This is a genomic window from Shewanella nanhaiensis (assembly GCF_019457885.1).
GTDB lineage: Bacteria > Pseudomonadota > Gammaproteobacteria > Enterobacterales > Shewanellaceae > Shewanella > Shewanella nanhaiensis.
In genome coordinates, this window is sequence record NZ_JAHZST010000001.1 from 29,430 (window position 1) to 45,848 (window position 16,419).

At 44.0% G+C, this 16,419-nt stretch carries 12 protein-coding genes; 1 reads left to right on the top strand and 11 read right to left on the bottom strand.

From position 1 onward, the window contains the following. Positions 1 to 65 precede the first annotated feature (65 nt). The 3 genes from K0625_RS00130 to K0625_RS00140 form a co-directional block, all read right to left on the bottom strand. Entirely contained in the window at positions 66 to 425 is a 360-nt protein-coding gene (locus tag K0625_RS00130; protein WP_220107809.1) for a hypothetical protein, read from the bottom strand. Positions 426 to 593: 168 nt separating this feature from the next. Further along, positions 594 to 2,312, bottom strand: coding sequence for a sodium:solute symporter family protein (locus tag K0625_RS00135; RefSeq protein WP_220107810.1), 1,719 nt, complete (start codon positions 2,310 to 2,312; stop codon positions 594 to 596). Between the two features lie 27 nt (positions 2,313 to 2,339). After that, a complete protein-coding gene (locus K0625_RS00140) occupies positions 2,340 to 2,606 on the bottom strand; it encodes a DUF4212 domain-containing protein (RefSeq protein WP_012325450.1) in 267 nt (88 codons plus the stop codon). A 604-nt stretch (positions 2,607 to 3,210) separates the two neighbouring features. Here K0625_RS00140 and K0625_RS00145 point away from each other — a divergent pair. Next, on the top strand, positions 3,211 to 5,127 hold the full coding sequence (locus tag K0625_RS00145; protein WP_220107811.1) for a hypothetical protein: 1,917 nt from the start codon (positions 3,211 to 3,213) through the stop codon (positions 5,125 to 5,127). Positions 5,128 to 5,196: 69 nt separating this feature from the next. Here K0625_RS00145 and K0625_RS00150 read toward each other — a convergent pair whose 3' ends face one another. The 8 genes from K0625_RS00150 to K0625_RS00185 all read right to left on the bottom strand — a co-directional run bounded on the left by K0625_RS00150 (position 5,197) and on the right by K0625_RS00185 (position 16,343). Next, positions 5,197 to 5,823 (bottom strand): thiol:disulfide interchange protein DsbA/DsbL, encoded by a 627-nt coding sequence (locus K0625_RS00150; RefSeq protein WP_220107812.1) that lies wholly within the window; start codon positions 5,821 to 5,823, stop codon positions 5,197 to 5,199. A gap of 33 nt (positions 5,824 to 5,856) precedes the next feature. Continuing rightward, entirely contained in the window at positions 5,857 to 6,672 is an 816-nt protein-coding gene (locus K0625_RS00155) for an SDR family oxidoreductase (RefSeq protein WP_220107813.1), read from the bottom strand. Positions 6,673 to 6,759: 87 nt separating this feature from the next. After that, entirely contained in the window at positions 6,760 to 7,971 is a 1,212-nt protein-coding gene (locus tag K0625_RS00160; RefSeq protein ID WP_220107814.1) for an HD-GYP domain-containing protein, read from the bottom strand. A 636-nt stretch (positions 7,972 to 8,607) separates the two neighbouring features. Next, complete coding sequence (locus tag K0625_RS00165; protein WP_220107815.1) at positions 8,608 to 9,075, bottom strand: DUF2919 domain-containing protein; 468 nt, start codon at positions 9,073 to 9,075, stop codon at positions 8,608 to 8,610. A gap of 122 nt (positions 9,076 to 9,197) precedes the next feature. Further along, positions 9,198 to 9,692, bottom strand: a complete 495-nt coding sequence (locus K0625_RS00170; RefSeq protein ID WP_220107816.1) for a DUF1842 domain-containing protein — start codon at positions 9,690 to 9,692, stop codon at positions 9,198 to 9,200. Between the two features lie 200 nt (positions 9,693 to 9,892). Then, positions 9,893 to 11,905, bottom strand: a complete 2,013-nt coding sequence (gene ligA, locus K0625_RS00175) for an NAD-dependent DNA ligase LigA (protein ID WP_220107817.1) — start codon at positions 11,903 to 11,905, stop codon at positions 9,893 to 9,895. 73 nt (positions 11,906 to 11,978) lie between these two features. After that, positions 11,979 to 12,914 (bottom strand): cell division protein ZipA, encoded by a 936-nt coding sequence (gene zipA, locus K0625_RS00180; protein ID WP_220107818.1) that lies wholly within the window; start codon positions 12,912 to 12,914, stop codon positions 11,979 to 11,981. 27 nt (positions 12,915 to 12,941) lie between these two features. Beyond that, complete coding sequence (locus tag K0625_RS00185) at positions 12,942 to 16,343, bottom strand: chromosome segregation protein SMC (RefSeq protein ID WP_220107819.1); 3,402 nt, start codon at positions 16,341 to 16,343, stop codon at positions 12,942 to 12,944. Positions 16,344 to 16,419: the final 76 nt, after the last annotated feature.

Here is a 16,419-nt window from a genome sequence, read left to right on the forward strand (position 1 = left end):
TTTACTTGATAAAGCTCAGAGTGGAGCTAGATAGGTAACAGAGTTAATCAACAAAATAAAGCGGCTTACTCAGCTAGCCAGTTATCTACCGCTTTACGCTTCTCTCGCTTAATATCACGACGAAGCTTGTCACTAATCTCATCTCTTGGATCTAAACCATCTTTTATTTTCTCAACTCTCTTTGCGGCTTTGCGCTCCGCCTTACTCAACTGATGTTTAGTGTAACTACCGTCGGCCAACTCCTTTGCGTTCTTTTTCGCCTTTTTCAACTTATGTTCAGTACGGCGAAGATCATCTTTATACTCAGCCTTACTCTCCTTAATATCCCGATTCAAGCGCACGGCATCTTTAAGTAAATTCTGCGCAAGCAGATCAGGAGAGATAAAGGTCATAAAGAGTGCAGCCAAGAGTAAACATTTTTTCATATCATTAAGCCTTAAAAAATTAAAGGCGAAATTATCTAAGGTTACTTTTGATGAATACATCCCCTTGCGCTCATTATGATCATAAGCTGGACAAATGAATCTTGAATGACAGACAACAAAAAAGAGCGCCTAAGCGCTCTTTTACTCAGTAACATAAAGTCATATCATTTAGTGGTCGTGTGCTTCGCCAGACCCTTTAGGGAAACGAATTGACTCAACCATCTCCACAACATCAGCAGGAACTGCAGCCGTCACTTTACTCACACCAAAGGCAACAGCAAAGTTTACAAACATACCTAACATACCGATACCTTCAGGAGAGATCCCCATAAACCAATGATCTGCATTGTTAATCTCTGGATTAACAAACTTAAAGAACACGATATAAGAGGCGGTGAACAGTAAGCCAATGACCATACCAGCAATCGCCCCCTCTTTGTTTATGGTTCTAGAGAAGATCCCCATGATAATCGCTGGGAACAGTGATGATGCAGCTAAACCAAAGGCTATCGCTACCACCGCGGCCACAAAGCCTGGTGGATTAATTCCGAAGTAACCTGCCATCACAATACCGAGCGCTGCTGCGATTCGAGCAAACATCAACTCTTTCTTATCTGAGATATCCGGCATAAAGTTCTTCTTCAACAGATCATGAGAGACCGAGGTTGAGATAACGAGCAGCAGACCAGCAGAAGTTGATAATGCCGCCGCTAAGCCACCTGCTGCTACCAGTGCGATAACCCAAGCTGGTAAGTTAGCAATTTCAGGCGTTGCCAAGACCATGATATCACGGTCAATTTTCATCTCATTTTCAGCGCCTTTAGCATAGTAGATCTTGCCATCAGCATTTTTATCATCCCATGTAATAAGCCCTGTCTTCTCCCAGTTCTTAATCCACTCAGGCGCAGTTTCATAAGAAACACCCGTTGATTCTGGACCATTAATAGTTTCAATCATGTTTACACGAGAGAAAGCTGAAAGAGCAGGAACAGTGGTGTACATGATAGCGATGAACACAAGAGCCCAACCCGCTGATACACGTGCATCTTTTACTTTAGGTACAGTGAAGAAACGGACAATAACGTGAGGTAGACCAGCAGTACCAAACATCAAGGCACCAGTGATAAAGAACACATCAATCATGCTCTTAGAGCCTTCGGTATATTGCGCAAAACCGAGTTCAGCCGATAAGCCATCTAACTTATCCAATAAGTAGACTCCGGTACCATTCCCCGCAGCATCAATAAGCTCAGCACCAAAGCCGATTTGTGGCAATACATGGCCTGTCATCATCACAGAGATAAAGATAGCTGGCACCATGAAAGCGAAAATAAGCACACAATACTGTGCAACCTGAGTGTATGTAATGCCTTTCATTCCACCGAGTACAGCGTAGAAGAAGACCACGGCCATACCAATATATACACCGGTTTCAACATCAACCTCGAGGAAGCGTGAGAATACCACGCCCACACCACGCATCTGACCCGCGATATAGGTGAAACAGATAAAGATGGCACACACAACGGCAACGGTACGTGCTGCTTGCGAGTAGTAACGGTCGCCGATAAAGTCAGGTACCGTAAACTTACCAAACTTACGTAGGTAAGGTGCCATACAAAGCGCTAGCAGAACATAACCCCCCGTCCAACCCATCAGGTATACAGAGCCATCATACCCGACAAACGAAACGATACCGGCAAGCGAGATAAATGACGCTGCAGACATCCAATCGGCCGCTGTCGCCATACCATTCATCACAGGATGGACACCACCACCTGCGACATAAAATTCTTTTGTCGATCCGGCTCTGGACCAGATCGCAATTCCAATATAGAGGGCAAACGTTGCGCCCACGATTAAATACGTTAGAGTTTGTACATCCATCTCACCGCTCCTTATCTAGGCTATATGTTAGTCTTCGTGAACATTGTATTTTTTGTCTAATGCATTCGCTTTAGCGACATAAACAAAAATCAGCGCCACAAACACGTACATTGCACCTTGCTGTGCAAACCAGAACCCTAATTTGAAGCCCATGAAATGAAACTCATTGAGCACATCTACCAATAAAATACCGCAGCCAAAAGAAACTGCTGCCCAAATGGCTAATAAGCCAAGCACTAAACGTAAGTTTTCACGCCAGTAACCTTCCGCTTTGTCGTTGCTTTCAAAACTCATAGCGACTCCTCTGTGATGATTTTTATATTTAAGTCTCAGTTAATTTATCAAGCAACAAGACAACAACAATCGCGACCTTAGTCTAACGCACACGGCAACTTTCGTATTACAACTATGTATTGTTACTATATAACAACCACTTACGGGTTGACGTCCACGTAAAGTTATTAGTGTTTGAACGGTAAACGTTAGACTAAGGTAGGAGACAGATCGTCAAGATTAGTGGCATTCTTCGCCTACTTTCAGCGCGAGAGTCACTAAATGAGCGGGCTTGCGATTAAGATGATAGAAGGAGTGATTACTCTTTCTCGGAGTAAATAATAATGATTCGGTGAGAACTTTTATCCCCCCTATTGATACGCCTTTCATTAAAGAGAAACGTAAAAAGCAGGTAGAGTAATAAGGTTTCATACTACATATTCAATCTTTATTAATAGGGATTAAGCCACATTCCATCCATAGCAACCGCTATAAATAGTGAACCACCAGTGATAAATCCTGCAAAATTGCAATAAAAATATTTTTTTCGCTTTTTCATCTTCATCTATGCTAGGTTATTTGTCATACAAATAAGATTATAATAACCATTGTATGGAGAAAACGTATGAGAAAAACAACAAGCGTGCTGGCACTTATCGGCGCCTCATTAGCAGGACAAGCCTTTGCCTGCTCAACACCCAATACATGTAGTGCAGGTAGCAGTACAAGCTACTGTAAAATTGACGTAAAGGATTGGGGGGTTTTAAAAACAAACACAGACAATAGTGCCTGCATGAAAGGCGCTACAGACTTTGCCATTCAACAATCCACAAGTAAAGATGTTGATCTCGTATTTGGTAACGGCAGTTTTAATTTTGCAGCCCCTGTAACTGTTAGCGCAAAAAGTAAACACTCAAGTAAAAATTACAGTTTCAACAACTCCCGCATTGCCATCGCCAATAAAACCTCAAGTAAATATCTACAGATCAAAGGAGCAGGTACGAATAACACCACCATTAAATTCATTGGGTTTAATCAAAATATTGATGGCAACACCACCGGACTTAACGGCATTAGCTTCTTTAATAGCAATAATGTTCGCATCAACAATCTCTCATTGACCCATGACAAATACCCATTTACCCAAGGTAAACTTGAAGCGAGCTCCATCACTTCTAAAAGCGACTCAACGGCAGTTATTCAATTAGATACTGGTTATAGTGCACCAGAGCAGTTTATCCGTGATAGTACAGACAAAAGTTATATCGTCACTTTTAATGGTGATACGACTTATGAAAAAGTACCGTCAGACATGAAGTTCACCGACTCCCGCCATCTGGGTGGGAATCGTTATGAGTTATCAGGTATAAGCAAGACAGATTCGACCTATCTATATAATAACCACAGAACCAATAGTAATCTAAAGGTAGCCCTCTCCCCTAAAGTGGGTGGTGAGACCCTCTACTTTTTTAATACCAGTAATGTAACAGCGAAGAATCTGGAGTTATCCAACGCCCCAGCAGTAGCTGTCCGAGGTCAAAACGGCGGCAGTAATATTACTTTAGATAACGTTAATTACCGCCGTAAAAAGATTAACAGCACCGATGTAAATCCACTCATGGCTGGTACAGCAGGTGGTTATATCTTCCAAGCGATTCGAGGAGGGTTAAAAATTATAAATTCAACAATAGATCATAATGCCGATGACTCTTTAGGCCTGTTTGCAAGAGGCACAGACCTAACATCAGTTTCAGGTAATACAGCGACGATAAATGAGAAAAAAGGGCAATTTATCAGCAACGGTGACATAGTGGACATCTATGATAAAGCTGATTCTCGCAAGAAAGATAAAGGGTTAAAAGTAACGAATATCACTAGCCTAAGTGACGGCAATATCAAAATCACATTTAACAAGAGCATCAATAACTCTGTCACTGGTGACTATATTGGCAGCCGTAACGCAACGATTGGTACCAGCAGCAATCCCTTTGAAATAAAAGATAATGTTTTGCAACATAACAAGGGCCGAGCTATTCGCTCCAATGCGTCATTCGGTACCATCTCAGGTAACACTGTACGCCGCAATGGTAACTCAGGGATCTGGATGGGTGGCGATGCTGAGCACAATTCACAATGCAGCCAATCAGTCACCATCTCAAATAACACGGCTGTACAGCAGCTTCACGGCCCAGCAATTTTGGTTTACAACGCAATCAAGAACAATGCCAGCACACTAAAATGCAATAAAGATCTGACCATAACTAACAATACAATCAACGAGCAGGCACAAAATGCGCCAGCGTTATTTATCGACAACACCAACACAGCCACCATTAAAGATAACAACTACCGCTCAGAGTTCAGTGGCAGTAGTGTGATCAAAAAAGTTGTCTATGAGAGATTACGCACTTCAGGTATCACCTCAGGTCAACGTAATAATACGGTAGTCCTCTCTAACTACGCCAAAAATTTAACAGTCTCTAGCAACTCAACAGCCAGTGGCAAAGGAAAATCTTACTCGAAAACAAGTAATACTCGCTAATTACGTTTAAACAAGTCCCTCAAACAAAAAACCGCAACCAAGAGCTTGGTTGCGGTTTTTTAATGAGGACTAAGGTTTATCCTCAAGCTCAGATAGGTAGGTCACCAGATCAGCGAGTTCCTCTGCCGTTCTGTGTTTTGAAGAGATAAGGTATTTTCCGTTTACCAGTAACGAAGGCACACCGCGTATTCCAGCAAGTTGCGCTTGGGTATCATAATTAGAGATAGCTAAGCTTGCATCGGCAGAGCTCATGGCTTTGTCCACATCCTCACGCTTAACCCCTTGTTTAACAAAGTACTCAGCTAGCTGATCCTTGCGGGTAAATGCGCCCTCTTTCTCATGTATCCGCTTGAAAATATTGCCATGAAGTTGAGAAGCCATCTTAAACTTTTCAGCTAAATAATAAGCCTCTTGGCTCAAGATCCAGCTGGTTCGCCCCGCACCAATAGGTGTCCTAGCAAATTCAACCTTGCCCTTTAGCAGAGCTTCAGTCTCCTCAAAAAGAGGGTCTTGGCGATAACAGTGGGGACAGTTATAGGAGAAAAACTCCCTTACTACTGGAGTGTTGGACTCTGGGATCCCAGATACTTGAGTATAATCGACTCCCTCCACGTAGGGGTTAGCATCAACACTCATTGACAACATAGCGGTAAAAAGAAGAAGCAACGCCATTAAAGGGTTTGTAATTGATCTCATCTTATCTCCATTAATATGACTATCTAAAAACACTTAGCACGTAAAACTGATCTTCATCGGATCTTGATGTTGATACTCAAATCCCAGCTCAGTTGAGATTTTACTTCCATCAATGACCTTACCTGCTTGCTCAGTATCACCAAACTCAGGCTCAACTAAAGAGAGTGACTGCGCCATTTTAGTATAAAACTCTTTTCTAGTCGGATGGCTTGGGGCGCAAAGGTTATAGGTATCGGAGACCTTACCACTCGATAGCACACAAGCAACTGCAGCGACACAATCATCGAGGTGTACAATATTCACTGGAGAGTCTGCACCAGCAAGCTCAGTTTTACCGGCTAAGAATCGCCCAGGGTGTCTTGCAGGTCCGACGAGCCCTGCAAAACGTATTACACAGGCATTGCTAGCCTGATTAAAGAGCGACTCTGCCTGCAGTAACACCTCACTAGCCTCAGAGTGGGCTTGTGCATCTTGTTCTGTCACGAGCTTTTCGGATGAGGGGTACACACCAGTAGTGCTGATAAAGATAAGCTTCTGGTATTGATGATCTGCAATAAGATGCTTTAACTGCTTTAAACGTCGAATATAGGCGCCGGGAGACTTTCGAATTGATGGAGGGATATTAATGATTATCGCATCGGTGCGTAATTTAGCATTGAGTTGGGCTTGATTACCGTCCGTGCTATCCAGATCTAAGACAAATCCACAGATATTGTCTAGCCCAAGGGCCAACGCATCTTTGGCGCTTCTTTTGCTACCACTGACAGCTAAACCCTGCTTCACTAACGCTTTTGCCAGTGGCAAACCAAACCAGCCACAACCTACAATACTTACTGTGTTAATCTTCAAGGTCAACTCGATACAGCTACAATTTGAGACATCATAGCGAATGCAGTATTAGGATACTAGTAAGAAAGAACTGCAATTAAGGTTGAGTTAGCTCTCTGGTGCACTGTTGAAATAGAAGCTAATTCCCATCTCAGGTTGCAATGTTTTCACCGCGCCCTCAGACAGATCTTCAACCTTTAACACCTTCTCAACGGTTACTTTCTCCTGAATTAAGAAGCGTAAATTTGACTCACTGCCATCCTCTTCGCATGCCCACACTTGCGGCTGCTTAACCTCCTTGGTCGTCATCATCACCTTGCCAACGCTCATATCTGAGAGCTGAACTATAGTGCCTGGAGGATAGATCCCTAAGATCTTCACTAAACTGGAGATGAGTGCTTCATCATGCTTCCCTGCCCGCTTTTTAAACAGATAACCTAAGGCCACTTGGGGGGAGCGGACACTCTCGGCCCATAATTGTCTATCAAAATCATTTGCCAGACTGACAATCTGGGTGGGAAGTGGAATTTTCTTGCCCTCCAAACCATCTGGATAACCGGATCCGTCGATAAACTCATGATGATGAAGAATAATATTGAGTACGGCTTCAGGGAAAAGCCCAGACTTGCTCATCATGTCATAGCCAAAATTAGGGTGCATCTTCATAAAGTTGGCCTCATGATCTGTGAGCGCCCCCCGCTTACGGCGGATAGTATCCGGCACCTTTAGCTTACCAATATCATGATACAAACAGCCTAAGGCGATATCTCTCATATCGGACATATTTAAGTTCATGGTTTTCGCTATCATCAAGGCGACAACAGCAACGGAGATCCCATGTTGAGTGATACTACTGTCGGACTCCCCTGCACTAACAAGCGCAAGTTCAGGAAGTTCAACTTCAGACATGTGCTCCAGCATCTCCTCAACGATTGCAGCAGAGCTACGATAGGCCCCTTCAGGATCGCTGCCTGTTTTGCTAAACGCTGTGCGAGTATCGTTGACACTTTTAATGAACCTTTGCTGACTGAGTCTTAAGGATTTGCGCACCTCCATCTTAATATCAACTTCTGGGGTCTGTTGCTTAACCTCCTCAACATTATCATTGCTGATCTCCTCCTCTTCTGGCAGAAGCTCATGGCCAGATAGCAAGATCACATAGGGAACCCCTAAGCTTTTAATCAACTCAATCTGCGCTTCCTCTTTAATCTGGACACGATTAAACAGAAACGGGTGATTCTTCCATGACAGTGGCAGCTTAATTGTGAGTCCAATCTGTAACTTAGTTAAGGGTAAATGTACCTGCTCGGCTCTAGCCAACCCGTTAAACTCCCTATCAATAGACAAGTTAGAATGAGAAATATTCGGTAAATGGGTCTAGTTTCAGACCTGATGCTAACTTAAGTATAATACTCTAAATAAAAACCTACTTAACTTAATGAGATAACTATAGATCATTGAGAAATTTGTAATAAGCTAAATTTCAAACAATTTATAATTAACTGAACTTTACCGCAACTCCAACATCAATAACCCACCCATTCATTACATTTTAATATATAAATTAGAATAAATAGATAAATACAGCATATAAAATACCCGCACTTTCACCCTGTAAGTTGTATCAATGAGGTTAAGTTGATGAGCTAAAGAGGTATGTTTAGAATAAAACCAGAAAGGATATTGTATGCAATAAGGGTTAGTGTTATAGTTCTTCTGTTCTTAGAGGTGACTAAGAGACCCCATCTTGTCACCTTAAAGAGTGTTGCTGTCAATTGTCCTTTTTTGTTGAAGATATCAAGGTATTATCGATTGATTTAACAAGGTATTTGTAAGACTTAGGATCGTGACAGGGTGTTGTGACCTCACGTCTCTATTACGTTAAGTAAAGATCCTTTAGCGCAGCTTTTAGCAGCGCTATTTTTTATCAAAATGAAACGCTAAACTAAGCAGAGATCACTCCTCTTTTTTCCAATCAGAAAAGTAGTGACTCAAACGTTTAGATTTAAATAGATAGATAAAACTCCAAAAAAGAATTAATCCATCCAATCCCATGCTCCAACTGTATAAGTAGTGTGAGTTAATGCTTCTTTCAATTAACAAGCCGCCATCCACCAGCAACAGCAGAAGTAACACCCACCTAAACTGGTTAAACAAAGGCCTTACCCAAGCTGGCGAACGTTTGCGCTCTGCGATGATAAAACCATAAAGCAGCAGTGCGCCCGCTCCAGCCGCTAATGCCATCATGAAATCAGCTTTTTGTGGGTAAAAAAGTGCGACTAAACCTGCACGATCACTTGCCTGAGTTAACGAAGCGATAAAAATACACCAACCTCTGGCAAGAAATATTAAGATGAAATACAGATATATTGGTGGTTTTATATGGCCATTATCATCAAGCCAAGTGATATTGCTAAAATTCACGAACTTACCTTATCAGTCTCTTTATATTCATATGGTGACTAATCAGGTAAATTCAATCCTTACTAAATAAATAGCCCTAGGCAAAGTTAACCAAGGGCTACAGAAGATGACCCACTAACTTATTACTGCACCGAGACTTTTGGCTTATTAGCCGTGGTAAATGTGGTCAACGCATCTAGATTCTGCTGGGTCTCGTCATTTGAAACGACAACTTGAGCCGCCTCAATTTCATACCACTCACCTTCGTAAAGGTATGAGAAATTAGCCACACCTGACTGCCAATCCTCACCAAGCGACATGCGCAGTGTTGCATTTTTATGCTCGACTGGATGCCCACCAATAAGAATGGATGAGAAGTCAAAGCCATCTGCAACAACTAAGATGTTGCACGAATCCATGGTACACATATAGGACCATTCACCAGAGAATTGTGAGATCACATTCACAGGTGGATTGGTCGATTGAAAAACATGACCAACGCCATTCACTGTTTTATCGACAGTATTAACCACTAGCTCCAGCCTAAGCTGAGTTGCCCCCAATAAGGGATGTCCAGCAACTGAAGGGGAGATCACATAGGAAACGCGAAATAGTCCAACCTGATTTTCTTTACTCATGGGGAAATTCCTTTTATGTCTATTAGATAATAGTGAAACTTATCCCTTAAACAGCTAGAGACAAGCAGCACTAAAACTAGCCAAAAAGGTTAGATATTCGTATTACGCGATATTACAAAGGAAAGCGCTATGAAGGATGAATAGGAGAGAAACGGGAGTCTGGATACTGCACAGTTGCGGTATCCAGAGAGGTATGATATTTATTCGCTATCGGAGAGTAACTGCAAAAGCGCCTCTTCATCGATAACTTTGACCCCTAAGTCTTGAGCTTTTGTCAGCTTAGAGCCAGTAGCTTCGCCTGCCACTAGACAGTCGGTATTTTTTGAGACACTGCCAGCGACTTTAGCACCAAGCGCCTGAAGTCTTGCCTTCGCATCATTCCTATTTAACTGGGTTAATGTGCCTGTTAACACCCAGGTTTGTCCCTTAAGCGAAAGCGACTCTTCAGCGACCTCTTCAATCTCGGGCCAGTTGACCCCCGCTTCAATTAACTTATCAACCACTTCAAGGTTATGAGGCTGAGCAAAGAAGTGCGTTAGGTGTTGAGCCACAATAGTGCCCACATCATCGACCTTAATAAAGCTCTCGGCATCGGCCGCTTTAAGCTTATCTAAGGTCTTAAAGTAGTTCGCCAAGTTAGCTGCGGTCGCCTCTCCTACCTCTCTAATTCCTAGTCCGTACAAGAAACGATTAAATGTGGTGGTCTTAGCCACTTCAATGGCCGCCACTAAATTGGTGGCCGACTTCATCCCCATACGATCTAACATAGTGATTGCCGATGCTGTTAACTTAAACAGATCTGCTGGGCTTTCAACCAGCTCCTTGTCAATCAGCTGCTCAACAACCTTATCGCCCATGCCATCAATATCTAGTGCTTTGCGAGAAGCGAAATGTTTAATCGCTTCTTTACGCTGCGCCTCACAGAACAGACCGCCAGTACAACGTGCCACCGCCTCACCTTCAACACGTTCAACCATGCTGTCACACACAGGACAAGAATCAGGAAACTCAATTGCACGAGCATCATCGGGACGTTTATCAGCAACAATGGCAACAATTTGTGGGATCACATCACCCGCGCGGCGAACAATAACGGTGTCCCCTACTTTTACCCCAAGCCTAGCTATCTCGTCGGCATTATGTAAGGTCGCGTTCGATACCGTCACCCCACCGACAAACACAGGCTTAAGTCTCGCTACAGGGGTTACAGCGCCAGTGCGTCCGACCTGAAAATCGACGCCTTCGAGCAGTGTCATCTCCTCTTGGGCGGGAAACTTAAAGGCTGTAGCCCACCTTGGCGCTTTAGCCACAAAACCTAACTGACCTTGATGCTCAATACTGTCGACCTTGATCACCACGCCATCAATCTCATAATCGAGGGAGTCACGGCGAGTCATGATGTCGGTATAGTAAGCCACCACAGAGCTAACATCACCGCACTGTTTTACCTCGGCGCTAACAGGGAATCCCCAAGCTCTAAGTTGCATTAACTGGTCATAGTGGGTGTCAGCCAACGCCCATGTTTCAGGCTCAACCACTCCAAGCGCATAGGCGTAAAATCCTAAAGCTCGGCTAGCAGTAATTTTACTGTCTAACTGTCTCAAGCTACCTGCTGCCGCATTTCTTGGATTAACAAACAGCTTTTCACCTTTAGCTCTCGCTCTATCATTGAGAGCATCAAAGGCTTTCTTAGGCATAATAACCTCGCCTCTCACCTCAAGAAGAGGTGGGAAACTATCACCACGTAGCTTAAGTGGTATAGAGAGAATTGTGCGTACATTTTCGCTGATATCCTCGCCAGTGGTGCCATCACCACGAGTTGCAGCACGTTCATACACACCATCTCGATAGAGTATGCTTACCGCCAATCCATCGAGCTTAGGCTCACAACAAAAGTTTGGTGCTTCACTGGTTTTATCACTGATGCGTTTATAAAAAGCCTCAAACTCCTCCTCACTAAACACATTGTCTAAACTGAGCATAGGTTTAAGGTGAGTTATCTGATCAAACTTAGCCAGCGCCATTCCACCCACTCTCTGGGTTGGAGAGGTCGGCAGACACAAGTGGGGATTTTCCCCTTCAAGCTGCTTAAGGCGGTTAATTAAACGATCATATTCAGCATCTGGAACACTGGGTGAATCCTCAACATAGTAGCTGTGATTATGCTCATTGATTGTCTCAGTTAGTTGTTTGATCTCTTCTATCGCGTGCATTTTATATTTCCAGTTAAACGTGAAAAAGGCCGCAAGGCGGCCTTTCTAATTTAATCTTTACCAGTGAGTATGATTAATCAAGCTGAGCACGAATACGCTGCAGATAAAGCTGTTTGGTACTTTCACTCCAATCTGCTCGTCCGCCATCGAGTAGTCGACCACCAACATCATCGGCAAGTTGGTGAGCTGAATTCAACATGATTGAGAAGTTCATCAATGGGTCACCATGACAAGGCAAGGTCATGAATAGCACGACACCTTCTGTGGTAAATTGCTCCATGTTATCCAGATTAAAGACACCAGGCTTAACCATATTGGCCAATGAGAAGAGCACCTTACCAGTACCTGCATTATCTTCATGGCGATGGAAAATATCCATATCACCAAACTTAAAGTTTAATGATAATAAACAAGGCAGTAGTTCTGCACCATTTAGCTCTTCACCTTCATTGGCCACCACGTGTAACACCAAGACATCTTTAGGCTCACCTAACGGCTCTTCAGCTTTCACCTCTGGCTCAGGAGTCGGCTCAACCACGCTCTCTTGCTCTACAGTCTCAAACAGTGAGCTTTGGCTATCTTGTCCTAAACCTAACTCCATCTGAACTTCATCATCTTTAGCGTTTGACCCCATAGAGAGGACTGGCTCTTGACGTTGACGAGCAGCACGTTGCACTGGCTCATCGCTCAAAGCAAACGCTTGCTCTTGACGCGTATCTTCTACATCGCGACTAGGCGCGGCCGTAAAAGCGGGTTCTTGAACCGGCTTATCCTCTTTTTCTTCCCTGCCTGTAACAGGCACCTCTTTTCTTACTCTTACTTCACCAATACCGTCGGCATCAAACCCTTGCGAGTCTCTTACTGACGCTTGATCTTTATAGAACCCTGACATTGGGCTCTCTTTTAACGATTTAGGTTGCTGCTTCCTGATGGACCAAAAACCATGCACAAGTACCGCGATAATTGCAATCGCACCTAATACAAACAATACCAGTTGCAAATTTTCCATTGGTTACCCTGTCTTTCCTATAAATTGTTATACCGCGTCGGCCATCGCCACCGCTTCTTCAATATCTACCGCAACTATACGTGAAACTCCCGGCTCATGCATAGTGACACCTATCAGCTGATCCGCCAACTCCATGGTGATCTTATTATGACTGATATAGATAAACTGCACGCTTTGTGACATCTCTTTGACCAAGCGACAAAAACGCTCGACATTGGCATCATCTAAAGGCGCATCAACTTCATCTAGCATACAAAAAGGTGCTGGATTCAGTCTAAAAATCGCAAACACCAATGATAAAGCGGTTAACGCTTTTTCTCCACCAGAAAGAAGGTGGATTGTACTATTCTTTTTACCTGGCGGCCTTGCCATGATGGTCACACCGGTCTCAAGCAGATCATCGTGGGTTAATGCCAAGTGTGCGCTACCACCACCAAAGACTTTTGGAAAAAGTAAACCTAAATCTTTGTTTACTTTATCGAATGTATCTTTAAAGCGAGTCTTTGTCTCCCTATCAATCTTACGGATCGCCTCCTCTAGACTGGTCAAGGCCTTAGTTAGATCGGCATCTTGGCTATCTAAATAAGATTTACGTTCACTCTGCTGCTCAAACTCCTCAATCGCAGCTAAGTTAATCGCGCCGAGATGGACAATTCTCGCTCTGATCCGCTCAAGCTCTCGTTGTCTTGCAGCTAAAGTGATATTCATATCCATAGTAGACTGAACTAGCTCCACCTCAATCTGCTGCTCTTTTAACTGCATAGATTGACTGTCGGCCTGACCTTTTATTCCCTCTCGACGTAACTTTAACGTGCTGATAGATTGAGTCAAGCGTTCTATCTTTCCAAGCTGTTGTTTTTTCTTTAATCCTGCGCTATCGCTCGCTTCCTGCACTTGCGCTTGCTGCTGTCGTAATTGCGCTAACTCATCTTGCTTAACCTGTTGTTGCGCCAATGCTTCATTTAACTGTTTAGTTAATGCACTGAGCTGACCATCACCTTGACTGTCTTGCTCAACCAGTTGATGCTCTAGTGCGAGTTTAGCCAGCTTAAGCTCATCTATGCGCTCCTTTTGCTGGAAAACCGCTTGCTCCTTTAAAGCAACTTTAGTCTTTAAAGATTGAATACTATTACCAGCAAGGCTCTGTTGCTGCTTAAGCTCATCAATCTGACTTCTTAGGGTGCGCACTTGAGTCAGGTGCGCTTGATGCTCACCATCAAGTACGGCTAACGATGCACTCGCCTCTTTGTACAAGGCTTCACCTTGGCTCAAGGTGTCAACCAATAAACGCTCCTCGCCTTGGGTCTGCTCGATATCAAGCTGCAGTTGCTGCGATTCGGCCTCTAACTTTGCAAGCGTCACCTTCTGCTCTGCCGCTCTTTGCTTAGAAGCTGCTAATTGAGAACTCAGTCCAGCCATGGAGAGTTTAAGCTGCTGTGATCGAACATGCCCGAGTTTCAACTCCTGTGTCAAGGACTCCAGCAGCGCCTTCTGCTGATGACTGCTTTGATTAACCTCTTTTAACAGAATCTCTGACTCCGTAATACTCGCTTCCAGCGCCTCCTGCTCACGCTTTAGCTGAACAAGCGATGACGAATCTGTCCCTTTTTTGATGCAGAAGCCTCTCCCGAGCAGATAGCCATCAGCAGTAACGATACGATGATCTTCCGCTAATGACTCAAGCTGCTGTTTGGCTAACGCTAACGACTCAACCCAGTGAACATTGGCAAGCCAAGGAGACAAGTTGGCATTGGCTGTGACGCCATGCCAATTTTGTTGTTCAAATAGCGCAAAACCTGCTTCACAGCTCTCTTGCGAAGCTGGCACTTTTAACAATCCATCAAACAGTAACTCAACCGCCTTTTCCCAACCGGGCTGTACATCGAGTATCTGCCACAAAGCTTGCTCTTGTGTGTCAGTTTCATCGGGAAGCAGTTTAGATACTAAGGAGAAGCGCCCACGCTCCTCGGCTAAAGATTGGTTTAATGCTTCCTGTTTCGCTTTTAACTTAACCTGAGTCTGATTGGCTATATCGAACTGCTGATCTAGCTCATCGATTAGCTCCTGCTGAATGCTAGACTCCTCACTCAACTGCTCAAGCTCTTCGGATTGACGCTGTTCGGAGTCATTGGCCTGAGTGGCCAGCTCCTCGAGCTGCTGCTTCACCTTAATCTGCTGCTGTAACTTGTGTTCTAGCTTTGATTGCTGATTGGTTAACTTACCTCGGCTCATCTCTTGCTCAAGCCGATAAGTAGAGACCAGCTCTTTTTGATGGCTCAAAGCTTGAGACTGGATTTCACCTTGAGACTCTTTCTCCGTCAGCTGTAACTTGAACGCTTCAACTTGATCACTCAAGTTATCAAAGGTCGGCGCTTTATCCGCAAGCTCACTGGAGAGTTTGGCCGCAAGCGCTTCATCTGCTTTAAGCTGTTCAAGCTGAGTTGCAACTTTCGCCACAATATCTTCGATACGTTTATCAATATGAGCATCTTGCTGCTGTCTGTGTTTTAGATCTTGCTCAAGCTTTGCGATTTGGGTCCCTGAAAGATAAAAATCTTCAACTCGCTTCTGCTCCTGCCCATCAAGCTCAACCAACTGAATCTTCAGCTGAGTTAAGCTCAGTTCGGTACTCTCCTTTAGCGCAAGAAATTCAGCCAGCTCCACCTCTAACTGGTTAATCTCATTGGTTAACTTCTCCATTTGAAGCGTTAACTCACTAAAGCGACTCACGGAAAGCTCAGCATCTAACTTACGCTCAGATTGCTTTAACTCTCGATACTGCTTTGCCGCCGACGCTTGCTCGGCCAGTTTATCTAACTGTCGACTCAGCTCGGTGCGGATGTCAGCCAGTCGCTCTAAGTTTTCACGGGTGTGGCGAATACGATTTTCCGTTTCACGGCGACGCTCCTTATATCTGGAGATCCCCGCCGCTTCTTCGATAAAGACACGCAGCTCTTGAGGCTTAGACTCAATCAGTCTAGAGATAGTCCCCTGTTCAATAATCGCGTAACTACGTGGACCAAGGCCTGTTCCCATAAAGAGATCAGTAATGTCTTTACGGCGACACTTCTGTCCATTAAGGAAATAACTTGAGTCTCCGTCACGAGTGACTTGTCGTTTAACAGCGATCTCTTGATAGCTAGCATATTCACCCGATAGTCGCCCATCTTGGTTTTCAAATAACAGCTCTACACTGGCCACGGAAACAGGTCGCCTGGCGGTAGAACCATTAAAAATAACATCCGCCATCGAATCACCACGCAGGTGTTTAGCGGAGCTTTCGCCTAATACCCAACGTACGGCGTCGATAATATTGGACTTACCACAGCCATTAGGGCCGATAACGGCAGACAGGGGATTGAGAAATGGGATCTTAGTTGGATCGACAAACGACTTAAATCCAGCAAGTTTTATCTGTTTGAGTCTCATGGTGCCAGTTAGGTCGTTTTCAGCTAATTTAAAAATAGTCGCAAATTAGCGGAACAGAGCTTTTTGAGTATTGATT